28 protein-coding genes, 1 tRNA gene and 1 pseudogene are annotated in these 25,543 nt (G+C 66.0%); 14 read left to right on the top strand and 16 right to left on the bottom strand.

Annotated elements, in window-relative coordinates; genetic code table 11:
- The first annotated feature begins 6 nt into the window (after nucleotides 1-6).
- Both SNAS_RS11005 and SNAS_RS11000 read left to right on the top strand, forming a co-directional pair.
- On the top strand, nucleotides 7-576 hold the full coding sequence (locus SNAS_RS11005; RefSeq protein WP_013017493.1) for a GNAT family N-acetyltransferase: 570 nt from the start codon (nucleotides 7-9) through the stop codon (nucleotides 574-576).
- A gap of 9 nt (nucleotides 577-585) precedes the next feature.
- Nucleotides 586-1,275, top strand: a complete 690-nt coding sequence (locus SNAS_RS11000) for an LppM family (lipo)protein (protein WP_144300461.1) — start codon at nucleotides 586-588, stop codon at nucleotides 1,273-1,275.
- Nucleotides 1,276-1,279: 4 nt separating this feature from the next.
- Here the strand turns inward: SNAS_RS11000 and SNAS_RS10995 are convergent, their stop codons facing one another.
- The 4 genes from SNAS_RS10995 to SNAS_RS10980 all read right to left on the bottom strand — a co-directional run bounded on the left by SNAS_RS10995 (nucleotide 1,280) and on the right by SNAS_RS10980 (nucleotide 5,268).
- Nucleotides 1,280-2,962 carry a DUF885 domain-containing protein gene (locus tag SNAS_RS10995; RefSeq protein ID WP_013017491.1) on the bottom strand — a complete coding sequence of 561 codons (1,683 nt, stop codon included), beginning with the start codon at nucleotides 2,960-2,962 and terminating at the stop codon, nucleotides 1,280-1,282.
- 121 nt (nucleotides 2,963-3,083) lie between these two features.
- Nucleotides 3,084-4,019, bottom strand: a complete 936-nt coding sequence (locus SNAS_RS10990) for an ABC-2 transporter permease (protein WP_013017490.1) — start codon at nucleotides 4,017-4,019, stop codon at nucleotides 3,084-3,086.
- Nucleotides 4,016-4,879 (bottom strand): ABC transporter ATP-binding protein, encoded by an 864-nt coding sequence (locus SNAS_RS10985; protein WP_013017489.1) that lies wholly within the window; start codon nucleotides 4,877-4,879, stop codon nucleotides 4,016-4,018. The genes SNAS_RS10990 and SNAS_RS10985 overlap by 4 nt, the downstream gene beginning before the upstream one ends.
- Nucleotides 4,879-5,268: a GntR family transcriptional regulator gene (locus SNAS_RS10980; protein ID WP_013017488.1), complete on the bottom strand. Its 390-nt coding sequence runs from the start codon at nucleotides 5,266-5,268 to the stop codon at nucleotides 4,879-4,881. Before SNAS_RS10980 ends, SNAS_RS10985 begins: the two co-directional genes overlap by 1 nt.
- A 138-nt stretch (nucleotides 5,269-5,406) precedes the next feature.
- Between SNAS_RS10980 and SNAS_RS10975 the strand changes: the two genes are divergently transcribed.
- Both SNAS_RS10975 and SNAS_RS10970 read left to right on the top strand, forming a co-directional pair.
- Complete coding sequence (locus SNAS_RS10975) at nucleotides 5,407-5,826, top strand: SRPBCC family protein (protein ID WP_013017487.1); 420 nt, start codon at nucleotides 5,407-5,409, stop codon at nucleotides 5,824-5,826.
- Between the two features lie 85 nt (nucleotides 5,827-5,911).
- Nucleotides 5,912-6,751, top strand: coding sequence for an oxygenase MpaB family protein (locus SNAS_RS10970; RefSeq protein ID WP_013017486.1), 840 nt, complete (start codon nucleotides 5,912-5,914; stop codon nucleotides 6,749-6,751).
- A gap of 7 nt (nucleotides 6,752-6,758) precedes the next feature.
- Here SNAS_RS10970 and SNAS_RS10965 read toward each other — a convergent pair whose 3' ends face one another.
- Together SNAS_RS10965 and SNAS_RS10960 are read right to left on the bottom strand one after the other, a co-directional pair.
- The gene (locus tag SNAS_RS10965) at nucleotides 6,759-7,379 is read right to left on the bottom strand and encodes a GAP family protein (RefSeq protein ID WP_425281041.1); all 621 of its coding nucleotides are present in this window, start codon (nucleotides 7,377-7,379) and stop codon (nucleotides 6,759-6,761) included.
- Nucleotides 7,380-7,402: 23 nt separating this feature from the next.
- Complete coding sequence (locus SNAS_RS10960) at nucleotides 7,403-7,768, bottom strand: DUF7144 family membrane protein (RefSeq protein ID WP_211207364.1); 366 nt, start codon at nucleotides 7,766-7,768, stop codon at nucleotides 7,403-7,405.
- A 378-nt stretch (nucleotides 7,769-8,146) separates the two neighbouring features.
- On the opposite strand from SNAS_RS10960, the gene SNAS_RS10955 reads away from it, so the two are divergent.
- On the top strand, nucleotides 8,147-8,338 hold the full coding sequence (locus tag SNAS_RS10955) for a CsbD family protein (RefSeq protein ID WP_013017483.1): 192 nt from the start codon (nucleotides 8,147-8,149) through the stop codon (nucleotides 8,336-8,338).
- Between the two features lie 77 nt (nucleotides 8,339-8,415).
- On the opposite strand, the gene SNAS_RS10950 is transcribed toward SNAS_RS10955, so the two are convergent.
- The 3 genes from SNAS_RS10950 to SNAS_RS10940 form a co-directional block, all read right to left on the bottom strand.
- Complete coding sequence (locus SNAS_RS10950; RefSeq protein WP_013017482.1) at nucleotides 8,416-8,604, bottom strand: hypothetical protein; 189 nt, start codon at nucleotides 8,602-8,604, stop codon at nucleotides 8,416-8,418.
- Nucleotides 8,605-8,644: 40 nt separating this feature from the next.
- The gene (locus SNAS_RS10945) at nucleotides 8,645-8,896 is read right to left on the bottom strand and encodes a hypothetical protein (protein WP_013017481.1); all 252 of its coding nucleotides are present in this window, start codon (nucleotides 8,894-8,896) and stop codon (nucleotides 8,645-8,647) included.
- 227 nt (nucleotides 8,897-9,123) lie between these two features.
- Nucleotides 9,124-9,199, bottom strand: a tRNA-Lys gene (locus tag SNAS_RS10940).
- Between the two features lie 315 nt (nucleotides 9,200-9,514).
- Between SNAS_RS10940 and phoU the strand changes: the two genes are divergently transcribed.
- From phoU to SNAS_RS10910, 6 genes are all read left to right on the top strand, one after another.
- Entirely contained in the window at nucleotides 9,515-10,165 is a 651-nt protein-coding gene (gene phoU / locus SNAS_RS10935) for a phosphate signaling complex protein PhoU (protein ID WP_013017480.1), read from the top strand.
- A 180-nt stretch (nucleotides 10,166-10,345) separates the two neighbouring features.
- Complete coding sequence (gene pstS, locus SNAS_RS10930) at nucleotides 10,346-11,398, top strand: phosphate ABC transporter substrate-binding protein PstS (protein WP_013017479.1); 1,053 nt, start codon at nucleotides 10,346-10,348, stop codon at nucleotides 11,396-11,398.
- 73 nt (nucleotides 11,399-11,471) lie between these two features.
- A complete protein-coding gene (gene pstC, locus SNAS_RS10925) occupies nucleotides 11,472-12,446 on the top strand; it encodes a phosphate ABC transporter permease subunit PstC (RefSeq protein ID WP_013017478.1) in 975 nt (324 codons plus the stop codon).
- Nucleotides 12,443-13,363, top strand: coding sequence for a phosphate ABC transporter permease PstA (pstA, locus tag SNAS_RS10920; RefSeq protein ID WP_013017477.1), 921 nt, complete (start codon nucleotides 12,443-12,445; stop codon nucleotides 13,361-13,363). Before pstC ends, pstA begins: the two co-directional genes overlap by 4 nt.
- 1 nt (nucleotide 13,364) lies before the next feature.
- A complete protein-coding gene (gene pstB / locus SNAS_RS10915; RefSeq protein WP_013017476.1) occupies nucleotides 13,365-14,279 on the top strand; it encodes a phosphate ABC transporter ATP-binding protein PstB in 915 nt (304 codons plus the stop codon).
- Between the two features lie 93 nt (nucleotides 14,280-14,372).
- A complete protein-coding gene (locus SNAS_RS10910) occupies nucleotides 14,373-14,762 on the top strand; it encodes a phage holin family protein (protein ID WP_013017475.1) in 390 nt (129 codons plus the stop codon).
- 4 nt (nucleotides 14,763-14,766) lie between these two features.
- Here the strand turns inward: SNAS_RS10910 and SNAS_RS10905 are convergent, their stop codons facing one another.
- Nucleotides 14,767-15,300 (bottom strand): hypothetical protein, encoded by a 534-nt coding sequence (locus SNAS_RS10905; RefSeq protein ID WP_013017474.1) that lies wholly within the window; start codon nucleotides 15,298-15,300, stop codon nucleotides 14,767-14,769.
- A 326-nt stretch (nucleotides 15,301-15,626) separates the two neighbouring features.
- On the opposite strand from SNAS_RS10905, the gene SNAS_RS10900 reads away from it, so the two are divergent.
- Nucleotides 15,627-16,535, top strand: a complete 909-nt coding sequence (locus SNAS_RS10900; protein ID WP_013017473.1) for a cation diffusion facilitator family transporter — start codon at nucleotides 15,627-15,629, stop codon at nucleotides 16,533-16,535.
- A 48-nt stretch (nucleotides 16,536-16,583) separates the two neighbouring features.
- On the opposite strand, the gene SNAS_RS10895 is transcribed toward SNAS_RS10900, so the two are convergent.
- Nucleotides 16,584-17,084, bottom strand: coding sequence for a DUF1269 domain-containing protein (locus SNAS_RS10895; protein WP_013017472.1), 501 nt, complete (start codon nucleotides 17,082-17,084; stop codon nucleotides 16,584-16,586).
- 43 nt (nucleotides 17,085-17,127) lie between these two features.
- Complete coding sequence (locus SNAS_RS10890; protein ID WP_013017471.1) at nucleotides 17,128-18,159, bottom strand: S1C family serine protease; 1,032 nt, start codon at nucleotides 18,157-18,159, stop codon at nucleotides 17,128-17,130.
- Nucleotides 18,160-18,349: 190 nt separating this feature from the next.
- Here SNAS_RS10890 and SNAS_RS33970 point away from each other — a divergent pair, with 190 nt between their 5' ends.
- Nucleotides 18,350-18,598 carry a DUF397 domain-containing protein gene (locus SNAS_RS33970; RefSeq protein ID WP_341871789.1) on the top strand — a complete coding sequence of 83 codons (249 nt, stop codon included), beginning with the start codon at nucleotides 18,350-18,352 and terminating at the stop codon, nucleotides 18,596-18,598.
- 35 nt (nucleotides 18,599-18,633) lie between these two features.
- On the opposite strand, the gene SNAS_RS10885 is transcribed toward SNAS_RS33970, so the two are convergent.
- On the bottom strand, nucleotides 18,634-19,548 hold the full coding sequence (locus SNAS_RS10885) for a helix-turn-helix domain-containing protein (protein ID WP_169313873.1): 915 nt from the start codon (nucleotides 19,546-19,548) through the stop codon (nucleotides 18,634-18,636).
- 702 nt (nucleotides 19,549-20,250) lie between these two features.
- The gene (locus tag SNAS_RS10880) at nucleotides 20,251-21,801 is read right to left on the bottom strand and encodes a Rieske 2Fe-2S domain-containing protein (protein ID WP_013017468.1); all 1,551 of its coding nucleotides are present in this window, start codon (nucleotides 21,799-21,801) and stop codon (nucleotides 20,251-20,253) included.
- A gap of 160 nt (nucleotides 21,802-21,961) precedes the next feature.
- Between SNAS_RS10880 and SNAS_RS10875 the strand changes: the two genes are divergently transcribed.
- Nucleotides 21,962-22,186, top strand: a complete 225-nt coding sequence (locus SNAS_RS10875; protein WP_013017467.1) for a DUF2631 domain-containing protein — start codon at nucleotides 21,962-21,964, stop codon at nucleotides 22,184-22,186.
- A 1,669-nt stretch (nucleotides 22,187-23,855) separates the two neighbouring features.
- Here the strand turns inward: SNAS_RS10875 and SNAS_RS37570 are convergent.
- Nucleotides 23,856-24,338 (bottom strand): annotated as a pseudogene (locus tag SNAS_RS37570) (DivIVA domain-containing protein); the annotation flags it as partial.
- Entirely contained in the window at nucleotides 24,338-25,504 is a 1,167-nt protein-coding gene (gene rlmN / locus SNAS_RS10865; protein WP_013017465.1) for a dual-specificity RNA methyltransferase RlmN, read from the bottom strand. The pseudogene SNAS_RS37570 and the gene rlmN, both read right to left, overlap by 1 nt.
- Nucleotides 25,505-25,543: the final 39 nt, after the last annotated feature.

Below are 25,543 nucleotides of genomic sequence, written 5' to 3'. Positions count from 1 at the left end.
CCGACCATGGCCCTGGGGTATGTACGTCCGGCGCGGGAGTCCGACGCCGAGGAGATCGCGCGCATCCAGTCGACGACCTGGCGCACCGCCTACGACAAGATCGTCCCGTCCCAGGTGCTGGCCGGCATGGACGAGGCGTGGCTCGCCGAACAGTGGCGGCAGGCGTGCGTGGCGCCGCCGAGCCCGGCGCACCGGGTGTTCGTGGCGATCGAACAGGTCGAGTCCGACGCGTCGGTGAAACGCGTCGTGGGCTTCGCGGCGGTGGGTCCGGGCGAGGACGACGAGGCCGGGGCGGGCGCGGTCACCGAGCTGCTGGTGGAGCCGAGGTTCGCGCGCCGGGGCCACGGCAGCCGCCTGCTGTCGGCGATGGTGGAGCAGTTGCGCGAGCACGACCTGACGACGGTGTACGCGTGGGTGTTCCCGCGGGACGCCGCCGCGCTGAACTTCTACAAGTCGGCGGGCTGGGCCCCGGAGGGCACCCGCCGCACCCTGGACATGGACGGCACCGAGGTGCCGCAGCTGCGGCTGCACGTCGACCTGACCGAAGCACCCGGCCCGGTCTCCGAAATGTCCTAATATGTCCGCGTGACCAACTCGTTTCGCCGGGCAGCGCTCGTCGCATCCACATTGGTGTTCGCGGTCGTGGCGCTCACCGGTTGCATCAAGGTCGATCTCGCCGCGACCATCAAGCCGGACGACACCGTCGACGGCGAGCTGACGGCGGCGGTCAACATCGAGGCGCTCGACGCGATCGGCGACGAGGAGGCCGACGAGTTCGTCAAGGCCCTCACCGACGACATCCCCGGCGCCACCCGCGCCGAGCCGTACAACGACGGCGAGTTCGTCGGCAAGACCGTCCACTTCGCCGACGTCCCGCTGGCGAAGTTCAACGCCAGCGAGACCGACGAGGCCGAGGACGCGCAGCTGAGCATCACCCACGACGAGGGCCACTACATCCTCAACGGCGAGTGGGACCTGCCGCGCGCCGACACCGGCGGCTCCTTCCCCGACCTGGACAAGGAGATCGTCAACTCGGCGGAGTTCTCCGTCAAGGTCACCTTCCCGGGACCGGTGATCGCCCACAATGGTGACCTCGACGGACAGACCGTCACCTGGAACCTCGAACTCGGTAAGAACAACATCCTGCGCGCCGAATCCGACCAGGCGTCCAACACGGCCCTGGCGCTGTGGGTACTGGCCATCATGGTCGTGTTGACGCTCCTGGTGATGCTGCTGCTGTACCTGCAGCTGCGCCGCCACTCGGTGGCGGGCTAGCGCGTCACAGTCTGCGCATCGCCGCCGCGAACGGGTCAAGGCCCATGGTGCCGAGGTTCAGCGCGTCGGTGTGGAAGGTCTTCAGGTCGAAGTCGCTTCCCTTGCGGTGCTTGTATTCCTCGCGCGCGGCCAGCCACAGCCGCTCACCGACCTTATAAGACGGTGCCTGGCCGGGCCAGCCGAGATAACGGTTGAGCTCGAACCGCAGGAAGTCGTGGTTCTCGCGACAGTGGTCGGTCAGGAACTCCCAGCCCAGTTCGGGCGTCCAGGTCCGGCCGGGGTGGAAGCCGAAGGGGTTGTCCTCGGGAATCCGCAACTGGAGGTGCATCCCGATGTCGATGACGACTCGGGTGGCCCGAAACGCCTGACCGTCCAGCATGCCCAGCTTGTCGCCCGGGTCGGACAGGTAGCCCAGTTCGTCCATGAGCCGTTCGGAGTACAGCGCCCAGCCCTCGGAGTGCCCGGAACAGTGGATGCCGCGCCGCTGGTAGCGGTTGAGGATGTCGGTGCGGTACGCGGTCTGTCCGATCTGGAGGTGATGCCCTGGCACGCCCTCGTGGTAGACCGTCGTGACCTGCCGCCAGGTCGAGAAGGTCTGCTGCGACGGCGGAACCGACCACCACATCCGCCCCGGACGCTCGAAGTCCTCACTGGGCCCGGTGTAGTACACGGTGCCGTCGGAGGTCGGCGCGATCATGCACTCGATCCGGCGGATCGGCTCCGGGATGTCGAAGTGCCGGTCGGCCATGTCGGCGATGGTGGCGTCGGCCAGTTCCTGCATCCACTCCCGGAACGCCTCTTTGGACGACAGGTTGCGGTGTTCCTGCGCGTCCAGCACCGCGATGGCCTCGTCGACGGTCGCGCCCGGCTTGATCTCGTTGGCCACCGCCGCCATCTCGGTCTCGATGCGGTGCAGTTCCTGCCAGCCCCACTCGTAGGTCTCCTGGAGGTCAACGGCACTGCCCAGGAAGAACCGGGATCCGCGCGAGTACTTGTCCCGCCCCACGGCGTCGGCCTCGGGAGCCAGCGGCGCCAACTCCTGCCGCAGGAACTTCCCGAACTCCGCCAGGCCGGCCCGCGCCGAGCGCGCCGACTCCGTCAGCTTCTCGGCCAGCGCCCCCGACACCGGCCTGCCGTCGACGGTCAACCGTCCCAGCAAGCCCTCCCAGAAGTCGTCCCCGGCGGCGCCGTTCCAGTTGTCGGCGTGTTTGGCGCACTCGGTGATCTGACGTCGGGCGGAGATGTTGCCCCGGGCGGCCTCGACCCGCAGGGTCTGCGCGTAGTCCCGCAACGCGCCCCCCACTTTGGACATGCGCTCGGCGATGTTCTCGAGGTTCTCCGTCCCCTCGGTCCCCATCAGATCCAGCGAGCTGCGGACACTGTGCATGGGCGAGAAGATCACCGACAACCCGCTCGCCAGGTCCCCGGCCTCATACCGCTCCACCAGGATCCGCAACCGTTCGACCATCGCTTCCTTGGCGACCCGCTCGGCTTCGCTGGCCGGCTGCGCGGCCTCGACCGCCGCCAATGTGGAGCGATCCAGCTCGCCCTTCTCGGCGAACCCCTCCACGGTGAAGTCGTCATATTCGTGGTCGAGCCCCTTGACCCCCATGTAGGTGGCCCGGATCGGGCTCAGCTCAACCACTTTCTCCATGTAACGCTCTGCGATGTCATCGATCTTTGCCATCCGGGCAGCCTAATCCACCGCAGTGACGCCGTTACTGTCGTCATTCTCACACCAATGTCTACAGTCGGACGGCAAGCGAAAGCGGCGCCCCGCGAGGGGGCGCCGCCGGAGTCGGGCGCGATTATGGCAGGGCGCGCAACCGACGGGCTCCCACGGCCAGTGCCGCGGCGCCGAGTACGAGATAGGCACCGGTCTCGATGCCCTGGAAGGTCCAGAACCGGGAGTCGGGGTGGTATTCGACGGTGTAGGAGACCACGTCGTCCTCAACGCACGATTCCGGGTTGCAGACTTCGGCATAGCTCGTGTAGGTGTTGTCGTCCTTGTCCACAAAGATCTCGCCGACCCGCCACGAGTGCTCGGGCGTCTGCACCGCGAACTCGTCTTGGCCCTTGGGGTTCGTGACCGTGGCCTGCTCCGCCGGGAGATACGACGGTCGTGCGAACACCGCCACGGTGACCGCGACGGCGATGAACACCCCTGCCGTGACGACCATGGGAACCACGTTGTTCCGGGTCAGCAGACCGAAGGTCGAGGCCACCGCGAACGCGAACACCATGTATCCGGCCATGACCAGGCCCTGAACCTCGAAGAATCCCGGCTGTATCCGGCCGCCCAACATATTGACGAGTGGCCCGATCGCCCACGCCGACAACAGGCCGAGCAAACAGGTCCCCACCGCAATCGGCAGGAGGGTGACGCCCAGTTTCACCGCCCACCAGCGTTTCCGTGAGACCGACTGGGTGAGGCTGAACATGTGGGTGCCCAGGGACAGTTCCCGGGCGAACACCGGCGCCCCGGCGACGATGCCCAGCAGCACCGGGAAGAGGTACAGCACCGTCGGCGCCATCGTCACGTACATCCCGTAGCTGTTCATCACAGCGTTGAACGCGTCTTCCGTGCAACTGCCGGGATTGGTCAGACAGTCCGGTGCCTTCGCTTTCGCGAACGCTGCGTCGATGCTGAGCCGCATCACCAGCATGACGGTGGCCGCCGTGGCGAGCACAGCCAATGCCGTGAGCACTCCGGCGCGATGTTGTCTCCAGGCCACCCAGATCATTTCGCCGCCTCCTTGGTGCGCATGTACGCCAGCACGAGTTCCTCCAGGCTGGGGGAGCTGATGTCCCAGTCCGGCGGTCCATCGTCAGTGGACTGTCGCAGTAGCAGGGTGGTCTCCCGCCGCGTGCGGGACGCTTCCACGATCGACTCGCGCGGGAACGGCGGTTCGCCTTCGATGCCGGGACCGACGGCCAGCCGGTGGTTGTCGAGCAGGTTCTCCACCTCGTCGCACAGCTGCACGTGCCCCGAAGCCAGCAACACCAGGTGATCGCAGACCTCCTCTAGGTCGGCCAGCACATGCGACGACATCACGACGGTGGTGCCGAACTCGGCGACGTCGCTCATCAGGGTCTGCATTACCTGCTTGCGCGCCAACGGATCCAGGTCCGCCAGTGGTTCGTCCAGAATGATCAGCCGCGGCCGTCTGCCCAAGGCGATGGCCAGCGCGACCCGGGTGCGCTGCCCGCCTGACAGCGTCTTGACCTTCGCCTTGAGTGGGACGTCCGCGTCGGCGACGAGCCGCCGCGCGCGGTCCTCGTCGAAATCGGAGTTCAATTTGGACGCTGCGTGCAGCATCTCGGAGACATTGAACCCTCGATACAGCGGCTTATCCTGCGACAGGAACGCCACGCCGTCCGGCATGCCCTTGTTGTCCGGCCGCTGCCCCAGCACACTCACCTCCCCCGCGGTCGGTGTCCGCAGCCCACAGGCCAGCGACATCAACGTCGTCTTCCCGGCCCCGTTGGGCCCCACCAGAGCCGACACCCGTCCCACGGGCACCCGCACGGTGCAGTTGTCCAGAGCCCGGGTCCGTCGATAGTGCTTGGACAGTCCGGTCGCCTCCAGGGCGATCTCTTCCATCAGTCTTCCTTCGGGTAGCTGTCGTCGAGCACGGTCCTGACGACCGCCTCGATGTCCTCTCGGCCCAGCCCGGCCGCACGCGCACGGTCCGTCCACTGAGCCAACTCATCCCGCAACCTGCTGGTGTCCGGGGTTTCGGGTCGCGCCAGGGATTCCCGGACGAACGTGCCCACGCCGGGCCGCCCCTCCACAAGTCCCTCGCCCTCCAGCACCCGATACGCCTTGAAAACGGTGTTCGGGTTGATCGCGGTGTCGGCGACGACCTCCTTGGCCGTGGGAAGTTTGTCGCCAGGCCCGAGCCGTCCCACACGCATGGCGTGTTTGACCTGCTGAACCAGCTGCATGTACGAGGCCACACCGGCGCGCCGGTCAATGCGGAATCGAATCACGTATCACCATTTCACTAGTTAACTAGTGAAATAACTATGCCATACCCGTCGAAGAAATTTCAAGGGGGACCGCTCAGTTTCCCCACCCCGCCCCGTCTACACCCCCGTAAGCGAAACCAAAACCGCAAGGACAAGACAATGAGCACCCAGACCCACGGCTACTCCCTCACCCGCGAACTGGACGCCCCCGTCGCCAACGTGTGGCGCGTGTGGACCCAGCCCTCCGACTACGAACAGTGGGCCTACGCGGTCCCCGGCTCGGTGGAACTCGACGTCCGCGTCGGCGGGGCCTGGAAGGCACTGATGCAGGCCCCCGACGGCGGCCAGTTCCCCCTGACCGGCAGCTACCGCGAGGTCGCCGAGAACCAACGGCTGGTCATGGCGATGGACATCCCCGGCGCCGAACCCGCCCTGATGAACCTCGAACTGGAAGACCTCGACGGCAAGACCCGCATCACCCTGTCCCAGGAATGCGGCACCGCCGAAGAGCGCGACCAGGCCGAGCAGGGCTCCAACATGCTGCTCGACAGCTGCACCGCCTACGTGGAAAAGCTGTAACCCCAACCGATCGCGGCCGGGTTCACGACCATGAACCCGGCCACGGGCACTCGCCGATCCCACCCAGCCCTCCTAGGCTGAAACCATGCGCCAAGACGAAGGGCTCTTCGGCCCGGACTCGGTCACATGGCCCACCAACATCGAGTTCGTCATGTGGATCGCCGGACTACGCGCCCTCTACCTGCAATCCCTGCACCCCAAGGTAATGCGCGGCACCTACCAGAACTCCGCCCTGTTCGACAAGAAGAAGGCGTGGTCGCGCTTCGTACGCACCGTCCGCTTCGTCCACGTCCGCACCTACGGCACCACCGAAGAAGCCGAGACCGCCGCGGCCCGGGTACGCGCCATCCACTCCCGGCTCACCGCCTTCGATCCCGACACCGGCCGCCACTTCCGCCTCGACGAACCCGACGGTCTGCTGTGGGTCCACTGCGCCGAAATCAGCTCCTATGTCGACATAGCCCACCGCTCGGGCATCCTCACTGCCCCCGAAGCCGACCGCTACGTCGACGAACACCGCCGCGCCGCCGCCCTCATCGGCCTCAACCCCACCGAAGTCCCCGCCTCCCGCTCCGAACTGGACGAGTACTTCACCACCGTCCGCCCCAGCCTCTACGCCTGCCCGGAAGCCCTCCGCGGCCTCCTCACCTCCTTCAACCCCCCACTCCCCACCCGCCTGTCCGCCCTCAAACTCGCAGTCCCCGCCGCCAACGTCCTGGCCCTGTCCACCCTCCCCCGCTGGGCCAAGCACCTCTTCGGCGCCTTCGAACCCCCCGGCTCCCACACCCTCGCCACCGCCCAACTCCGCCTACTCCGCACCGCCACCCGCCCCCTCCTCTCCCGGGGCGACCCCATCCCCGAAGCCCGCCAAGCCGCCCACGAGATGGCCGCCGGAACCTTCTCCTCCACCCTGCTCCCCAACTGATCCCCGCTCAGAAGGCGACGAGCGCCGCGAAGAACAGGCACACACCAACGTTCACCACCCAACTGTTGACGTTCAACCAATCCCGAACCCGGGGCATCACCCGCTCCGCCCGATCGCGAAGAACCAGATAGAACCCCAACGGCAGCGACGCCACGAGCACGGTGGCGACGATGAACGGCACCGCCGCCAACACCGTTTCTCCATGATGATCCAGGTTCACTCCCACGGTGAGCATGATGACGATGTCGGAGGGCATGGTGAGGATGACCATGAGTCCGGTCCTCAGTGCCATGGACGGAGTCGCCGACATCAACGCTTCGAGCCACCTGGGCGGCCTGGCGTCCCCGCGCCCGAGAAAACTGACCAGGGCCAGCACCAACAACAGCACCACAAGTCCCAATTGGACGAGTACACCCACCCAGCCCGCCGACAACGACCCGCCACCGGACAGCACCACGCCCCCGAGCACCGATGCCAGCCCCCTGGCCACCACGACACCAGCCGTGGTGGCCAGGGCGACTCCCGCCAGAAAGGCGGCCGAAACACGTATCGCCCTGGCATTCATCACGAACACCGTCGCGGCCATGATCTGCGGCCCGACCATCATCGTGACCGCCAAGGGCAACACCTGTAGGTTCATCGGCTCAACAACTAGTCGCCGACCGACAGCTCGCGCAGCCGCATGGCCAACGCCCAGACGACCGCCACGTCAACCGCGATGATGAGCACGGCCCACAAAGGCTGGTAGGGCAGGAACATGAAGTTGCCCAACGCACTCAAGCCCACGATCACGATGCCACTCACGTAGGCCCAAGGCCGCTCGGCGAACAGCGCTGCCCCGGTCGCCACCACGATGATCCCGAGAACCAGATGTCCCCATCCCCACACGGCGACGTCGATCACGAGGAAATAGTTCTCGGAGACCACAAAGTACGAACCCCGCAAGACCGCCGCGAATCCGGCGATCAGGTGGAACATCCCGATCATGATCATGATCGCCGCGGCGAACAGCCGCAAACCCTCACCCCGCGCCACTCGAGTGCCCGGTTGAGGGACGGTCCCGTGTTGTTCACGTGTCATTCCGCATCATCTCCTCCTGAACGTCCACACGCGAAGATGCTTCTGGAGATGTGTGTCGGCACCACCAGAAACGTGCGTCTACTCGGGTGCCATGTATCAGCGGCGACTCAAACGGTTCCCACTCACTCGAAGCCTCCGCCACCGCGAAGCGACCATCTAGAGACGAACTACCCTCCACCCCTGGTTCCATATCCCCTACTGACTGTGATTGACAATCGAGACCCCGGTTCGCCCACCCCCAAGCGGGGTAACCAACCCACTGTCCGCGGGCCGCCTCAACCCGGCGCCCGCGACAACAAGAAGGGATGACAAACCATGACCAGTCGTGAGACCGGCGACAAGATCAAGCACAAGGCCGAAGAGCTCAAGGGCAAGGCCAAGGACAAGCTCGGCGAGGCGACCAACAACAAGTCCCTCGAAGCCGAGGGCGAAGCGGAACAGGCCAAAGCCAAGGCCAAGCAGGTCGCCGACGAGGTGAAGGAAAAGACCCGCCGCGCCACCGAGTGACCCACCACAAACCCCGCGAACAAAAAACCGCCGCCCGTCATCGGACGGGCGGCGGTCCTATATAGCCAAACTCAGCCTCATTGATGCTTGGTCACGATCTTTGGTTTCGGACCGAGTTTGTTCCACAGGATCACTGGGAACCACACGAAGAACGCCCATGCCGAACAAGTGAGGATCGTCATCAGGAGATGGAACGTGTGGTTGGTCTGCTTGCGGGTCTTGGTGATGCTGTACTGATGTGGCTCCGGCGCCGCGAAGTTGTTCATAGTCCCTCGTTCACAGATGTCGATTACGGATCTTGAAGGACTAACTAGGCCGGAACAGGCACAGGGCCTCGGGCCGACCTTGTTTGTCTGAACCACCCGCGAAATTGACCAGGGTCCAACCTTCGGATTCGACGGCTTCGATCATCATCGACCAGTCCACGATCTCGCCGGAGAGATCGGGTTTCAGCGCGGGGTAGTTGAGCTTGCACGCAAAGACCATTCGCCCCTCAGCTCGCGCTTTACCCGCGTCGCCGCGCATCATGGCGACCTTGTTGTTCTTTATCCATCCCATAGATGACTCCCGAGATCAGAGTGTTTTGTGGGATGAACCGTACGTGTGGGTGGTTCTGCGACACCTCACCGATTCGTGCAGGTTAGGGGTCATTTCCACTAGGGCACTTGGCCCTTAGACGAACACCGAACCGACGTCGTCAGGAACGTCGCCCAAGAGCGGGACGAACAACCAGGGGAACTGAACAACCCCTCACTGGAATCTCACCAGATGAGGGGCTGTCACGTTGGTGCGCCGTCAGGGACTCGAACCCCGAACCCGCTGGTTAAGAGCCAGCTGCTCTGCCAATTGAGCTAACGGCGCGTGTCGCGGGGAAACTTTAACATGCGCCAAACGGGGGTGCGAGCGGGTATCTGGGGGTCGAATTTTCGACGCCGAGATCATCCGGCGGCCCACCGCCCGCGAGGCCGAGATCATCCGGCTGCTCGCCGATGGACTGTCCACTGCGGAGATCGTCGCGCCATGACGAAGATCGGCACCCGGGATCGGCCTCAGACCGTGGTGTGGGCCCGGCAGAACGGTTTGGTGACGTCGAGGTTAACGGGCCCAAGGCGCGCCGATGTGCCGATGAGGCACACTCAAAGATCTACGTCACTCACCGATAGGGGCCGACTAACCATGCGCGACACCTTTCACGCCGACCTCGACACCCTCAACGACCAGCTGATCGAGATGTCCCGTTCGGTGGCCGAGGCGATGCGGGGGGCCAGCCGGGTTCTCGTCGAGAGTGACACCGCCCGGGCGTCGGAGGTCATCGCCGGGGACACCGACATCAACGAGTTGCAGTACACCGTGGATGATCGGGTCACCGAGATCATGACCCAGCGGCAGGCCGTGGCCACCGATCTGCGGTTCATCCTGTCCAGCATTCGCATCGCCACCGATCTGGAGCGGATGGGGGACATGGCCAGGCACGTCGCCAAGCTCGCGCAGCGGCTCGATCCCGATGGGGCACTGACCCAGACCCGGCCCATCTTCGAGGCCATGGCCACCGCGGCGGCGCGGATCGCCGACAAGACCACGCGGGTGCTGGAGACCCGGGACCGGCTCGACGCCACCCAGCTCGACCTCGACGACGACGAGATGGACGCGCTGTATTCGCGACTGCTCGGTCAGCTGTCCTCGCAGTGGACGCATGGTGCCGAGGCCGCCGTGGACGTGGCCATGATCGGGCGGTCGTATGAACGTTACGGTGATCACGCCGTGCGAATCGGACATCAGGTCGTATATCTGGTAACCGGGGAGATTCACCTCGACCGGCCACAGTGACTCGTCGCACAACGAGTGCGATTTAGGCAGGATCTGTCCACAATCCCTAACCCAGTTCACTTAACGTTCACCCAGGCGTCTCTACGTGCACACCGACCTGCATTTACATGGGCGGTGAATTGAAGTCCCACGAAACCCGCCGGTACGAACGACCGGCCGAACTCGGAGTAGAGACGAGACGTGACTACCAAAGCGCGAGTCAAGATCCTGCCGCTCATGGCTGTCGGTGCCCTTGCCCTGGGTGTCGCCGCCTGCGGAAGCGGCGGCGGATCCGGTGAGGGTCTCACCGGTGAGCTCACCGCTGCCGGCGCCAGCTTCCCCGACGCCTTCTACCAGGACGTCATCGGCAAGTACCTCGACAACGAGGCGCCGGACGCCAACATCGAGTACGACCCGACCGGTTCGGGCACCGGTAAGGAGAAGTTCTCCGAGGACCTCGTCGACTTCGCCGGCACCGACAGCCTGGTGTCGGACGAGGACGGCATCGAAGCCGACTCCTTCTACTACGTCCCCACGGTCGCCGCGCCGATCACGATTCCTTACAACCTCAAGGACGTCAAGGAACTGAAGCTGTCGCCGGACACGCTGGCCGACATCTTCCAGGCCAAGATCACCAAGTGGAACGACCCGGCCATCGCCAAGGACAACCCGGACGCGAAGCTGCCGTCCACCGAGATCACGGTCGCGCACCGCTCGGACGGCTCGGGTACGACCAGCAACTTCACCACCTACCTCGACGACGCCAGCGACAAGTGGAAGCTGGGCGCCGGTGACACCGTCGAATGGCCCAAGAACTCCAAGGCCGGCGAGAAGAACACCGGTGTCGCCGACATCGTCAAGAAGACCGAGGGCGCGATCGGCTACGTCGACCTGGCCGACGCCACCGAGCTGAAGCTGACCCCGGCTCAGATCAAGAACAAGGACGGCGAGTTCGTCGAGCCGACCCTGGAAGCGGCCACCGCCGCCCTGGAGGGCGCTGAGGTGAACGAGGACCTCAGCTACAACCCGCTCAACGCCACCGGTGCCGAGGCCTACCCGATCACCGCGCCGACGTTCCTGCTGGTGAAGGCCGAGTACGACGACGCCGAGAAGGGCAAGCTCGTCAAGGGCTTCGTCGAGTACGTCCTGACCGACGGCCAGAAGGCCGCCGAGGACAACAACTTCGCGCCGCTGCCGAAGGAGCTCGCCGACAAGGCTCTCAAGCAGCTCGACAAGGTCAAGACCAAGAAGTAGACAGTGACCTCGCCTCAGCCCCGGTCGACCTCTGGTCGGCCGGGGCCGGGGCACATCTCTCGACGGAGCTTTTGTGACTACCATCGACCGCCCCACCTCCCCCGGTATCACTGAACCGGGCAAGGGGCGCACCCTCGATACCGGCTTCCGCGTCCTGGTCTTCGTGGCGGGACTGCTGGTGCTGGCCATTCTGCTGGCCATGCTCATCACCACCACGAGCCAGTCGCTGCCCGCCCTTCAGACCAGCGGCCTCGACTTCATCCTCTCCACCCGCTGGGCCCCCAACAAGGACGTCTTCGGCGTCGGCGCTTTCGTCTACGGAACCGTGATCTCCTCGGTGATCGGGCTGATCATCGCCATCCCGATCTCGGTGGGCATCGCGCTGTTCCTGACCGAGCTGGCGCCCCGGTGGCTGCGCACCCCCGCGGTGACCGTCATCGACCTGCTGGCCTCGGTGCCGTCGGTCGTGTTCGGCCTGGTCGGCATCGCCGTCATCGCGCCGGGCATCCTGCCGGTCTACCAGGGCATCAACAACGTGTTCGGCGACATCCCCGTGATCGGAGCGCTGTTCGGCGACACCAACAGCGGCCGTAACTTCTTCACCGCCGGGATCATCCTGGCCGTGATGGTCATCCCGATCATCACCTCGATCTCCCGCGAGGTCTTCGACACCGTTCCGGTCGCCGACAAGCAGGCCGCCTACGCTCTGGGCGCCACCCGCTGGGAGATGATCAAGGGCGCTGTCTTCCCGCACAGCTTCGGCGGACTCGTCGGTGGGTCGATGCTTGGTCTCGGCCGCGCGATGGGCGAGACCATCGCCGTGTCGCTGGTCATCGGGTCCTCCACCCAGATCACCGCGAACCTGTTCGACTCCGGTAACTCCATGGCCTCGGTCATCGCTCAGCAGTGGGGTGAGGCAGGGCCGCTGCACGCCTCCGCCCTGATCGGTATCGGGGTGCTGCTGTTCATCATGACCGTCGTGGTCAACTTCGCCGCCCGCGCGATCGTCCGTCGCGCCGAAGTCCGAATGCGAGGTGCGGCCTCATGACCGCCACTCAAACCCCTCCCGTCGACTCGCTGCCGCGCACCACGTCTCCGGACCTGGGCCGGCGGGCGCTGTCGGGCAAGCGCCGGTTCAAGGACCGCACCGCGACGATCCTGATCGCCGCGTGTCTGCTGCTGGCCGTGCTGCCGCTCGGGCTCGTGGTGTACCAGGTGATCATCAAGGGCGGCGCCATCCTGAACCTCGAGTTCCTGACCGCCGACATCCCGCGCCGTCCCAGCGAGCCGGGTCCGGGCATGGGACCGGCGGTGGTCGGCACGATCGTCACCACCGGGCTCGCCGCGCTGATGGCCATCCCGTTGGGTGTGCTGGGCGCCATCTACCTCAACGAGTACGGCAAGCAGCGGCCACTGGCCCGGTTCGTGCGGACCATGGCCGACGTCATGACCGGCGTCCCCTCGGTGATGATGGGTCTGTTCATCTACATCGTGTGGGTGCTGGCGACCGGTGAGCTGACGGCCTTCGCCGGCGCGCTGGCGCTGGCCTGTCTGATGCTGCCGATCGTCATCCGCTCCAGCGAGGAGATGCTGCGGCTGGTGCCCGACGAGTTGCGTCAGGCCAGTGCCGCGCTGGGCGCCCGCAAGTGGCGCACCACGCTCACCGTCGTGATCCCCTCGGCGATCTCGGGCATCACCAGCGGTTCGCTGCTGGCCATCGCCCGGGCCGCGGGTGAGACCGCGCCGATCATCATCGTGGTGGGCACCATCACCCGCATCAACTGGGACGCCTTCAACCGGGGTAACACCACGCTGGCGGCCCAGATCTTCAAGAACGCCTCGCAGGCCTTCCCGGCCGCCCAGGAACGGGCCTGGGGCGCGGCCCTGACGCTCATCGTCATCGTCCTGGTCTTCACCATCCTGGCTCGCGCCATCGCCAGCCGATTCGCCATCAAGGAGCACTGACATGTCACACCTCTCATCCGCGCGCCCCGCTGCGGGCACCCCGGCGACCGGCGGCAGGACCTCCGCTCCCCGCATCACCGCCCCCACCGCGGGGCTGGGCAGCGGGGCGCCGGTCAGTGCCGAGGGCGGCAACGCGCACCCTGTCATGGACCTGTCCGACGTCAGCGTCTTCTACGGCCAGGTGGAGGCGGTGCGCGGCGTGACCATGCCGATCCGCCACAACCAGATCACCGCCATGATCGGCCCGTCGGGCTGTGGCAAGTCCACGGTGCTGCGCTCGCTCAACCGGATGAACGACCTGATCGCCGGGGCGCGGGTGGCCGGGTCCATCACGTACCACCAGCAGGACATCTACGGCGCGAACGTCGACCCGATCCAGGTGCGGCGCCACATCGGCATGGTGTTCCAGAAGCCCAACCCGTTCCCGAAGTCGATCTACGACAACGTCGCCTACGGACCCCGCCTCGACGGCGTCAAGAAGCGCGCCGAGCTGGACCTGGTCGTGGAGGAGGCGCTGACCGGCGCCGCGCTGTGGGACGAGGTCAAGGACAAGCTGAAGACCTCGGGTCTGGCGCTGTCGGGCGGCCAGCAGCAGCGGCTGTGCATCGCGCGGACCATCGCGGTCAAGCCCGAGGTGATCCTCATGGACGAGCCCTGCTCGGCCCTGGACCCGATCGCCACCAGCAAGGTCGAGGACCTGATGTACCGGCTGGCGGAGAACTACACCATCGTCATCGTGACCCACAACATGCAGCAGGCCGCGCGGGTCAGCCACTACACCTCGTTCTTCACCGCCGAGGTGGACGACGCGGGCGTGCGGCACGGCCGCCTGGTGGAGTTCGACGACACCCAGAAGATCTTCACCAACCCCTCCGAACAGCGCACCGAGGACTACATCACCGGTCGCTTCGGATAACCACAGCGGGCGCGCGCTGGGGACGGTAATCGGGTGGCCGTCTCCCGCGCGCGCCTTCGCGTATCCGGGGCCTGACAGTGCCACGATCGCGACGTGCAATTTCTTCTGCGAGTCCTGATCTACGCGGTGGCCCTGTGGGTCACCAGCCTCGTCGTCTCCGGCATTCACATCACCGCGGTCACCAAGCTGCGTGACCTGGGCACGCTGCTGCTGGTCGCGTTGATATTCAGCCTGGTCAACGGGTTCATCAAGCCGATCGTGCAGATGCTCGGCTGCGCGCTCTACATCCTGACGCTCGGGTTGTTCGCGCTGGTCGCCAACGCGCTGCTGTTCCTGCTGACGGAATGGTTCGCCGAACTGCTGCACCTGCCGTTCCGCATCGACGGCTTCTGGGCCGCGTTCTGGGGCGCCATCGTCATGTCGATCGTGTCGTGGGTGCTGAGTCTGGTGCTGCCGGGCGGCGGGAAGAAATCCGACGCCTGACGGCCTATTGGTGCCGCATCAGACGCGCGACGCCACGCACGGTCGGTTTGGCCGGGCCACGCGTCTCGCTGACGCGCACCGGTTCGTCCATGGTGTCCGGAATCACCGCGCGGTAGCCCTCTTCGTACATTGGACGTCCGTCGGGCGCCACCGGCGGCGGCCCTTGTGGACCGGCAACCAGTCCCAGCCGGGCGCGCGCGGCCCCGATGTAACGCAGCCCCTCGGTCGCGGTACGCCTGACCTGACGGTAGTGCCCGATGGTGACCGCCTCCGCCAGCTGCCCCGCCGCCGCGGTGTGCCGCTCGGAGGCGTCGCTCAACGCCCGCGAGGCCACCGGATCATCCCCTGAGGACAAACTCGCCAACTGCCCGCTAAGCATGTCGTACCAACGCTTCGCGTCGGTTCGCGCCTCTTCCAGGGCGTCAGTGTTCTTCTGCTTTCGTGTAATCAGCGCCATGTACAAGCCAGCTGCCGCGACCAACGCGATCACAGCGACCATCGACCAGGCGCCCACGGCTATCGCCATACCCAGTCCCATCTTCATCCTCCGCCACTCAACACACCCAATTTGTCGGAGTCGTAGTCAATTCTGCCAGTCAACCGCCCGCGACACCACCGATTCTCCTGGTATTGAGTTTAAAAGATCCATAACGGTGGACGACGGCAAGCCTCGACAATGAGTCCGCGAACACACCATTATGGAACTTTTTTCATCCCTAGTGGACGAAATTCACGCCTGTGACGCGACCCTCAGCGACGGTTTGGCCCCGACTTGATATGCTCACATTCGCATATGAACATCTGACTGGCGGAGGCTCTCCCGTCGGGGTGTTATGAGAAATCGACGAACAGGACGGATCAATCATGGGCGCGGGACACGATCACGGAGCCAAGAGCCTGGGCGAGAAGCACCGGTACCGGCTGTGGATCGCGCTGGCCATCACCGTGACGTACATGCTGGTACAGATCGTGGCCGGACTGATGACCAACTCGCTGGCGCTGCTGTCGGACGCGGCCCACATGGGCACCGACGCGCTGGGCACCGGCATGGCGCTGGCGGCGATCATCGCGGTGGGCCGGGCGGCGGCCCACCCCTTGCGCACCTTCGGGCTGTACCGGCTCGAGGTGCTGGCGGCGCTGGCCAACACGGTGCTGTTGTTCGGCGTCGCGATCTGGGTCGGCTACGAGTCGATCCAGCGGTTCTCCGAGCCGCCCGAGGTCGCCTCCATTCCACTGTTGATAGTGGCCTCGTTCGGGTTGATCGCCAACCTGGTCTCGTTGTCGCTGTTGCGATCCGGCGCCAAGGAGAGCCTCAACGTCCGCGGCGCCTACTTCGAGGTGATGGGCGACCTGCTCGGCTCGATCGGCGTCATCGCCGCCGCCATCGTCATCGCCACCACCGGCTGGTACTACGCCGACCCGATCATCGCGATGGCCATGGCCGCCTTCATCCTGCCGCGGGCGGCCAAACTGGGCCGCGACGCGCTGCGCATCCTGCTGCAGACCGCACCGGCCCACCTGGACCTGAAGGCCGTGACGCGCTCCCTCGCCGACGTCGACGGTGTCGAGGACGTGCACGACCTGCACGTGTGGACGCTGACCTCCGGCATGGACGTGGCCTCGGCGCACCTGTCCATCTCCGCCGACGCGGTGCTCGGCGAGGTGCTGGCCGCCGCCCGACAGCGCCTGGAGACCGACTACGACATCAAACACGCGACGCTGCAGGTGGAACCGTCCGCCTCGGACAAGGCCTGCGAGCAGCCGTCCTGGTGACGTGACAGGGGCACCCGGAGTCCTCCGGGTGCCCCTGTTCTCGCTTGGTCAGGCGTTGGCCGCCGCTGAGGCCGCAGCCTCGCGCAGGTGCTGCTCCTCCTCCTGCGACAGCGAGGTCTGCAGGATCCGGCCACCGTACTGGCCGCCGAGTTCGGCGAGCACCTTGTCGATGGTGACCTGGTTGACCAGCAGCACCAGCGCCGCCGAACCGGCGGGCAGGTTGTTGCCCAGGTCCTTCATGAAGTTGTCGTCGACGCCGACGTCCGTGGCGGCTCCCGCCGCGGCTCCGGCGCCGGCCCCCACGGCCATGCCCAGCAGTGGCGCCAGGAACAGCAGTCCGATCAGGCCGCCCCACAGCGCTCCGCCGACGGCGCCCGTCCCGGTCGTGCTTATCGTCTGGTGCAGCTTGACCTTGCCGTTGTCACGATGCTCGACGACCACCGCGTCTTCCAATGTGATCAGTTGCCGGGTCTGCATGTCCCCCAGCTTGCCCAGCACGGTCTGCGCGGTGCTCACGTCCGGATAGGCGACCGCCACCAGTGTGCTCATGAATGATTCCCCCGTTCCCGTTGATCGAGAATTCCCGCGTGGATCATAGCTCACCCAGCGTGACCGTCAGCTTTTCTTCGGAACCACCACGATCCACTGTGATCTTCACCTTGTCGCCGGGAGCCTTGCCCGCGAGGAACTCGTTGAGCGAGCTGACCGTCGTGATCGCGGTGTCGTCGATCTGGACGATCACGTCGTCGACCTCGACTCCGCCCTTCGCGGCCGCGCCGCCCTTCTTCACCGCCACGACGCCGACGCCCTCGGGTTTGAGGCTGGAGGACACCACGTTGCGGGCCTCGATGTTCAGCGCGGCACGGCCGGAGTCGGTGACCTCGCCGTCCTTGATGATCTGGTCGGCCAGCCGGGTGACGGCGCTGGACGGGATCGCGAAGCCGATGCCCGGCGCCGCCGAGTCACCCGAGTCGGGGTCGGTGGCCGCCAGTGTCGGAATGCCGACGACCTCATTGGACAGATTGACCAGCGCGCCGCCGGAGTTGCCCGGGTTGATCGCCGCCGTCGTCTGGATCATGTCGGGGATGGTGGCCCCCTCCGGCGCAGTCTTGGAGCGCGGTTCCTTGACGGTGCGGCCGGTCGCCGAGACGATCCCCTGCGAGACGCTTCCCGACAGCCCCAAGGGATTGCCCATCGCCAGCACCATGTCCCCCACCGCGGTGTCGGCGGAGTCGGCGAACTTGGCCACCGGCAGGTCCAGCGACTTCTCCAGCTTGATCACGGCCAGGTCGTTGGGCGGATAGGACGCCACCAGGCTCGCCTTGACGGTGTCGCCACCGGCGGCGGGCGTGACCTCGAATTCCTTGGCCTCCCCCACCACGTGGGCGTTGGTGACGATGTGGCCGGAGTCGTCGTAGACGATGCCCGATCCCAGGTCTTCCTCGGTGGTGATCTGGACGATCGACGGCAGCACCTTTTCGACGGTCTTCTGGTAGTCCTCCTCAAGCGAGGAAGCCGTCCCGGTCGCGCTGTCCTCCTCGCCATCGCCGTCGCCCACGGAGCAACCACCCAGCACAACGGCCACGGCCGCCAACACACCGACACTCGTGAAACTTCTACGCATTACAGCCCCCCTGATCATGCGGCTGATCATACGTCGTGTAACGACCCAACTCCCCCAAGTGATTACAAATTTCGCACGGACCCAAAAGCCGCACAACCTGTGCGACAAAACCCATGCATTCTACACGAATGCGTGGGAAATGTGGCTATGATCCGCGCCAACCATTACCTTGAAATCGGGCACATGCAAAATGCGCCCACATTTCCACAGAACAAAGCGATTCGTCGCCGCATCACGAAATCAGGTGGGTACAATGCTCGGCACACAATGGACAAAGAGTAGCCACTCCGGCCATGCCGGTGCGTGCGTGGAGGCACGACTGCGCACGGACGGGGTCGAGGTCCGGGACTCCAAGGACGTCCACGGGCCGACCCTCTTCGCCGGTTCGGGCGAATGGGCCGGAATAATCGCTGCCGCGAAGCGTGAGGGCCGACGCTGACAAGCGCCGACCCCGCTAACGAATGCGCGACGAACTCAGCCGAGTTTGTCGCGCATTTGCGTGATGGTTTCAAGACTGGAGGTCGGGCTCAACGCGGCGATGCGCAGGTTCTCGAAGACATCCCGGAACGATTCGACGTATTCCTCTTCGTAGACGTCCCCGGTGTGGCCCTCGATGTAGACGACGTCCGGGTGCCGGTACGACGGGTCCGGGTCCTCGGAACCGTCGGTCTGGCCGTCGGCGCCCTTGCCCTCGGCGTCGGCCTCGCCGTACTCCATCAGCACGAACGAACTGAGCATCCCCGGGTAGGCGCCACCCTCGAAGGGCAGCACCTGAATCGTGACGTTGGGCAGCTGAGCCAACTCCAGCAGGTGGTTCAGCTGGGCCTTCATGACGGTCTTGCCGCCGACGACCCGCCGGATCGCGCCCTCGTCGATGACGTTCCAGACCTGGAGGTCCCGCTTCTCGGTGACCCGCAGCTGACGTTCCATCCGCAGTTTGATGCGGCTGTCCATGTACTTCTTGTTGCGCTCCGAGGCGAAGTCGAAGGTCGCCTCGGCGTACTCACGGGTCTGCAACAGCCCGTTGATGATCAGGCCGTCGTAGACGCTGAGTCTGGTGGCGTCGGCCTCCAGGCCGATATAGGTGGCGTAGGGCGGCAGGATGGACTCCGAGTACTTCGCCCACCAGCCGCGTTTACTGCCCTGTTTGGCCAGCTGCTTGAGCTCACCGGCCAGTTTGTCGTCCGTAATTCCATAGACATTGACGAACAGATCGATGTCCCGGGTCTTGACGCCGACCCGGCCGAGCTCCATTCGGTAGATGGTCGACGCGGTGACACCGAAAGCCTCGGCCACGTCGTCGACACTGACGTTGCTCTCCTTGCGCAACCGTCGCAGTTCCGTACCAAGCCGCCGACGCCGAACTGTGGGGCTGACCTTGGCTGCCACAGGTGAACTCCCTGTCTCCTCAGCGACGTGCCGCCGCACGTCTTTCTTCGGACTCGCGGGATACTTTCCCACAACCACCCTCCACTTTCTCGCACACCCAGTGCGACGCTCCGGGGCTCCGCGAAAATTCTTCACCCAAATTGGTTGAACCTCTTGCAGCGCCAAACTGCATGTGCAAGTCTATACCCCAGAGGTTACCCGAGGTACATACCCCGGATACATACAGCAACCTTGTGGACAATTCTCCACAGAACTACACACTGGTGGGACCCCGAAAGGGTGGGGAAATGAGAAGTCCGTACACATTGGATCAACCGCCGCCGAGTGAGCCCCCGGCCGGCGTTCTATGCCCAAGTCTTTGGCCAGTACAGGTGCGGTGGTGGCTGCGCCATACTCCCAAAGACCAGTCCCGCGTCTGCGCCGTCTGCGGCCAGGGTTGGCCCTGCCACTCCTGGGCCTGCTGGGACGGCCAGATCGGCGAGGCGGTGCACGCCGCCCGTCGTTACCGCGAGACCAAACGACGCGACCGTTCGCGGACGATCGTCGAGCAAACGCCGAATGGCGGCCCAGTACGTCTGTCTCCCTTGCGGTCCGGGCAAGCAGTTATGCCCGTGCCCTCCTCTCGGGTATTAACGAAAGGCTGACCGGACACGCGCCGGCGCCGGGGTTTTCCTCTTCCCCCGGCGTCGGCCTATTTCTGTCTCAGGAAGCCTTCGACGAACGAATGGGCTGCCCCCCGACGCTGGTGACGCACTTGCCGGACTCGAGGTTCCACTTCCAGCCGTGCATCTGGCAGGTCAGGACGCCGTCCTCGATCTTGCCGAACCGCGACAGGTCCGCCTTCAGGTGCGGACAGCGGCGCTGCACCGTCCAGCCCTGCAGGTTGATGTCCTCGGCGTCGGGCTTCTGCTCGGCGTACCAGCCCTCGGCGTAGTTGAGCCGCTCCTCCGACAGGCACTTGAAGAACGTGTAGACGAACTCGTTGTACTGGCCGATACGGGCGGCCGAGAACCGGCACGACAGGAACAGCGAGTTGACCCAGTCGATCTCCTCGATGTGCAGCAGGTGCTCGATCAGCCGCCGCTCGGTCTTGAACCGGTAGCGGCACTTCTCGCCGTCGTAGCGGCGGACCTCGCGGTTGGTGAAGTCGAACAGCACCGACTCGGCGACCTCGTCGGAGTCCGGTTTGAGCAGGTCGAAGCGCACCGGGCCGTTGATCCCCGCGGCGATGAACTCGGCTTCCTCCATCAACGGCTCGAACCGGGCCTTCACCTCGGCGAACACGTCGATCTCGGGGTGCTCCCAGGACTTCTTGGCCGCCGCGATCACCGGACGCTGCCGGTCCCGGTAGGCGATGAGGTGCTCTTCCTTGTTGTCGAAGAACTCCCGCACGTCGTCGACGGGATGCGTTGTCGTGCAACCGGTCTGCGTGACCTCCGCGACCGTGCCCGGCAGCAGGATCACCGAGTTGTCGTAACCGTTCTGCGCCAGGTAGTCGGTGTAGACCTGCTGGTCGGGGAAGATGTTGCCCTCGTCGCCGAAGATGTCGTTGAACTTCCACAGCGCGTCGTCCAGGAAGCACGGCGGCCCCGCGATCGGGAACACGTGCGCGGCCTTGACGTCGTCGATGTAGCGCAGCGACCGGTCCATCTGGCGCTCACGCTTCTGCTTGCCGAAGGCGGTCTTGGCGGTCTCGGGCAGTTCGTAGACCATCGGGTACCAGATCGCGCCGGAGAACTGCAGCAGGTGCGCGTGGACGTCGCCCAGCGCGGTGAACGCCGACAGGTCGGTGGGGCGGGCGTCGTTCTGGTTCAGCAGCCGGACGCCGTCGGCGTCCTCCACCCACAGCGAGGAGTCCCCGATCGGGCCGTCGGTGGGCGAGGTCAGCGCCTGGATCATCACCTTGACGCCGTTGCCGATCTCGGTCACCTCACCGGAGACGGTCTTGATGAACTTCGTGAAGCCCAGGGCCCGCAGCTCGTCCTCGAGCTCGCTGGTCGGGTACTCCGGCAACAGGACGGTGGTGTCCTTGGAGATCTTCTCGCGCAGGTTCTGCTCGTCGAAGTGGTCGCGGTGCAGGTGCGAGACATACAGGAAATCGCAGCGGCCCAAGGTGTCCCAGTCCAGCTGGGAGTTGTCCGGGAACGGGAACCAGGAGGCGAAGTACGCCGGGTTCACCCACGGGTCGGTCAGGATCGTGCCCGCCGCGGTCTCAATCAGCATGCTCGCGTGTCCGGTACCGGTGATACGCACTAGTCGTCCAACCCTCTTCGTTCAGTGTTTTTCGCGCCTATCCGACGTACGACCATACCCGGCCACCCCAGTCGTTCAGGTGGGGACAAACCCTGTCCCGACACGTGCGAGACTATGGACGAAAGCCCACCTCGACATCCACACGGAAGGCGGAACGGCAGTGGCAGGCAACAACGAACCTGTGACCTCACCGGACCAGCGCAAACCCACGAATCGCAAGGTGGCCTACACCGTCACGATCGCGGGGATCATCACCATGATCGCGTACCTGTTCGGCAATCACGAGGGTCGCGTCGAAGACCTGTGGCTGTTGTTCACCGCCGGTGTCCTGGCCATCGGGCTGGCCGCCGACTGGCTGATGGTGCGCAACGGGCTGCGCGAGTAGCCCCCGAGAACGTAACGGCGGCCGGAAGACCAAGGGTCTTCCGGCCGCCGTTCTCGTCGTGTCAGTCGCGGATCATGCCGCGCTTGGCGAAGATGTCACGCACCTCACGCAGCGCCGCGTCCACTTCGGGCTCGAAGTATCCCTGTTGGACCAGACTGAACTGCCTGGTGTCCAATTCCTTGTCCGTCACCGCGACCGGTGAGCGTTTGGTCATATTGGACGACATGGCGTCGAAGATCCGGGTGACCTGGACCGGGTCGTAGCCGCTGCCGAACCGGCGCGGCTTGAACGAGCTGCGCAGTTGTTCGACGCGCTGCACGTCCTCCGGCTGGAACGGCGAGTCACCGGCGTTCATCTCGGTGGTCATCTCGTCGCGGCCGTGGCGACCGGGTTCGTCGAACACGCCCCGGCCCTCGTAGGGACGCCCCTCGTACGGGTTGCGGCGGCCCGAGTCGGGTCCGCCGGGACCGCCGGGCGGTCCGTCGCGGTAACCCTGCGGGTCGTCGTACGGCGAGGGCGGACGTCCACCCGGCGGGTTCTGTATGACCGGGTGCGCCATGGTCGGGATGTCCGGGTCGCCGGAGACACCGCGCGGCGGCGTCGGCGGTTCCATGTCCCGGCGCGGCGGCGGGCCGCCTCGTCCGGGCCCGGGGGGTGGCGGAGGCGGCGGTGGCGCGGCACCGAACCGGTCCTCGCCGCCGCGGCGCAGCCGCTGGGTCAGCTCGGAGTCCGGCAGCGTCGGCGGCGGATCGCCCATCGGGCGCCGCAGCGGACGGGTCATGTCGGCGTCCTGGTCGAACGGCTCCGGCGGCCTGCGGTCGAAACCGGGCGGGCCCGCCGGGGACACCGGCTCGCCCCACTGGCCGGGCGGCGGGGGTGGCGGAGGCGGAGGCATCATGCCGCCGGGCTGCGGTGGCCGCGGCTCGGCGTCGAAATGCCCCGAGGGCGGACCGAAGCGGTCGTCCGGCGGCGGGCCACCGAAACGGTCATCGGGGGGCGGCGGCCCACCGAAACGGTCGTCAGGAGGCGGCGGAGGCCCACCGAAGCGATCGTCGGGGGGCGGAGGCCCACCAAAGCGATCGTCAGGAGGCGGCGGACCGCCGAAGCGATCGTCCTGCGGGTGCGGGGGGCCGCTCATGGGGGCGGCACTCTCGAAACCGGCGGGGGCGCCGCCGCGACGGCCACGGTGACCCGCGAACGGGTCGTCGAAGTCGTCGCCACCGCGCAGGTGGCCGAAGCCCTCGTCGTCGGAGGGACGCAGGTGGCCGAAGCCCTCGCCGTCGTCCTCGATGGGGGCGGCGGAGCCCGGACCCGGGCCCGGTCCACCGGGCGGCGGGGGCGGGGGTCCCGGACGGCGGTTCATGGGTGGCGGAGTCGAGGGTTCGTCGCGCATCGGCGGCAGGTCGCGGGGCGGCGAAGCCTGGTTCATCATCATGGTCGGCTCGGAGCCGCCGTGCATCGGCGCCTGCTGCCGCATCGGCATGTCACGGGGAGGCGAGGGTTCGCGCATCGGGCCCGGAGTGTCGCGCATCGGCATGTCACGCGGCGGCATCGGGGCCTCCCGCATCGGCATCGTCATGTCCGGCGGTGGCGGGGTGTCGCGCATGGGCATGTCTCGCGGCGGACCGAAGTCCCGCGGTCCCATGGGTTCCCGCGGCGGCGACATCATCGGACCGTCGCGCATCGGCATGTCGCGGGGCGGCATCGGGCCGTCGCCCCGCATCGGCGGGCCGTCGTGCATCGGGGGCGGCATGGGGCCGTCCCGCATCGGACCGTCACCGCGCATCGGCGGGCCGTCGTGCATCGGCACCGGGCCGCTGTCACGCATCGGCATCCCGGCGTCGCGGCCACCGGCGTTGCCCGCCGGTCCCCCGGCGAACTCCGGCGACGGGGCCCGGCCCAGCACGCCACGTTCCTCGAGCTCGCCCAGCTGCCGGGCGATCCGGTCCAGGTAGACGTCAACCTGCCACTCGTCGTAGCCCCCGAAACGGACCCGGAAGACCACGTCGTCGACTTCCTGCGACGGCACCGGGGCACCCATGGGTTCACCGGCGAGCGTCGCCTCGACCCGATCCAGAAAGGCATCGACCTCGTCGACTTTGTAGCCGCGACTCAGCGCCCGTCGTCTAAATCGATCACCCTGCCCGGCCACTACAAAGCCACCTTCCGCGATTCGCCCCTTTGATCGTGGGCCGTGTTCTTAGTCCCGCTGCCTTGCGCGACGTCCTGTTGTGACGCGGCCAGCTGGCCACAGGCGCCATCGATGTCACGGCCCCGGGTGTCTCGCACCGTCGTTGGTACGCCCGCTGCTCTCAACCGTGCCACGAACTCACGTTCCACCGGCTTGGGGCTGGCGTCCCATTTGCTGCCGGGAGTGGGGTTCAGGGGGATGAGGTTAACGTGGGCGAGTTTCCCCTTGAGAAGGCGCCCAAGCAGATCAGCCCGCCAGGGCTGGTCGTTCACATCCCGGATCATCGCGTATTCGATGGAGACACGTCGCCCAGTACGCCTCGCATAGTTCCATGCGGCGTCCAACACTTCGGCGACCTTCCATCGGCTGTTTACTGGCACGAGCTCGTCCCGCAGCTCATCGTCCGGAGCGTGCAGCGATACAGCAAGCGTCACCGACATATCCTCATCCGTCAACCTCCGAATGGCCGGAACCAATCCGACGGTTGACACCGTGATGTGCCGGGCCGAAAGGCCCAGTCCACCCGGAGTCGGGTCGGTGACCCGACGTAGCGCGGCCACCACCCGCGAGTAGTTGGCCAGAGGTTCCCCCATTCCCATGAACACGACATGAGACAACCGGCCGAGTTTGGCCTGCTCAGCGAGCCGTGCGGCGTTGACAACCTGTTCAACGATTTCGGCGGTCGACATGTTACGCGTCAGGCCCGCCTGGCCCGTCGCGCAGAAGGGACAGGCCATGCCGCAGCCCGCTTGTGAAGAAACACACACCGTCGCCCGATCCGGGTATCCCATGAGGACACTCTCGACCAGCGAGCCGTCATGCAGCCGGTACAGCGTCTTGCGGGTGGTACCGTCGTCGCATTCGGTGTCCTTTATGGGCGTCAGCAGCGCGGGGAACAGCGCTTCGGCGATCTTGTCGCGCGACGCCACCGGCAGGTCCGTCATCCGGGACACGCTGGTCTCGTGCCGGGTGTAGTACTGCCGGGACAGCTGGTTGGCCCGGAAGGCCGGCTCGTCCAGCTCACGGACCGCCTCACGCCGCTCCTCCATGGTGAGGTCGGCGAAGTGGCGCGGCGGCAGGGACCGCGTAGCCCGCGGCGGCGTCAAAGTCAATACAGGCGTGGTCATATCCAATCCAGTCTTGCATGCCGCTTCAAGCGATCATGC

The organism is Stackebrandtia nassauensis DSM 44728 (assembly GCF_000024545.1).
GTDB classification, from domain to species: domain Bacteria; phylum Actinomycetota; class Actinomycetes; order Mycobacteriales; family Micromonosporaceae; genus Stackebrandtia; species Stackebrandtia nassauensis.
The sequence above is the reverse complement of the archived record's forward strand: the minus strand, read 5'-3'. Positions and strand labels throughout refer to the sequence as shown.

Bases quoted from the DNA above. Each gene is read 5' to 3' on its own strand.
- SNAS_RS10950 (WP_013017482.1), bottom strand. From the start codon at position 8,604: ATGAACAACTTCGCGGCGCCGGAGCCACATCAGTACAGCATCACCAAG.
- SNAS_RS10945 (WP_013017481.1), bottom strand. From the start codon at position 8,896: ATGGGATGGATAAAGAACAACAAGGTCGCCATGATGCGCGGCGACGCG.
- SNAS_RS10975 (WP_013017487.1), top strand. From the start codon at position 5,407: ATGAGCACCCAGACCCACGGCTACTCCCTCACCCGCGAACTGGACGCC.
- SNAS_RS10905 (WP_013017474.1), bottom strand. From the start codon at position 15,300: ATGGGACTGGGTATGGCGATAGCCGTGGGCGCCTGGTCGATGGTCGCT.
- pstA (WP_013017477.1), top strand. From the start codon at position 12,443: ATGACCGCCACTCAAACCCCTCCCGTCGACTCGCTGCCGCGCACCACG.
- SNAS_RS33970 (WP_341871789.1), top strand. From the start codon at position 18,350: ATGCGCCCACATTTCCACAGAACAAAGCGATTCGTCGCCGCATCACGA.
- pstB (WP_013017476.1), top strand. From the start codon at position 13,365: ATGTCACACCTCTCATCCGCGCGCCCCGCTGCGGGCACCCCGGCGACC.
- SNAS_RS10995 (WP_013017491.1), bottom strand. From the start codon at position 2,962: ATGGCAAAGATCGATGACATCGCAGAGCGTTACATGGAGAAAGTGGTT.
- SNAS_RS10955 (WP_013017483.1), top strand. From the start codon at position 8,147: ATGACCAGTCGTGAGACCGGCGACAAGATCAAGCACAAGGCCGAAGAG.
- phoU (WP_013017480.1), top strand. From the start codon at position 9,515: ATGCGCGACACCTTTCACGCCGACCTCGACACCCTCAACGACCAGCTG.
- SNAS_RS10895 (WP_013017472.1), bottom strand. From the start codon at position 17,084: ATGAGCACACTGGTGGCGGTCGCCTATCCGGACGTGAGCACCGCGCAG.
- SNAS_RS10970 (WP_013017486.1), top strand. From the start codon at position 5,912: ATGCGCCAAGACGAAGGGCTCTTCGGCCCGGACTCGGTCACATGGCCC.
- SNAS_RS10985 (WP_013017489.1), bottom strand. From the start codon at position 4,879: ATGGAAGAGATCGCCCTGGAGGCGACCGGACTGTCCAAGCACTATCGA.
- rlmN (WP_013017465.1), bottom strand. From the start codon at position 25,504: ATGACCACGCCTGTATTGACTTTGACGCCGCCGCGGGCTACGCGGTCC.
- SNAS_RS11005 (WP_013017493.1), top strand. From the start codon at position 7: ATGGCCCTGGGGTATGTACGTCCGGCGCGGGAGTCCGACGCCGAGGAG.
- SNAS_RS10990 (WP_013017490.1), bottom strand. From the start codon at position 4,019: ATGATCTGGGTGGCCTGGAGACAACATCGCGCCGGAGTGCTCACGGCA.
- SNAS_RS10890 (WP_013017471.1), bottom strand. From the start codon at position 18,159: ATGCGTAGAAGTTTCACGAGTGTCGGTGTGTTGGCGGCCGTGGCCGTT.
- SNAS_RS10900 (WP_013017473.1), top strand. From the start codon at position 15,627: ATGGGCGCGGGACACGATCACGGAGCCAAGAGCCTGGGCGAGAAGCAC.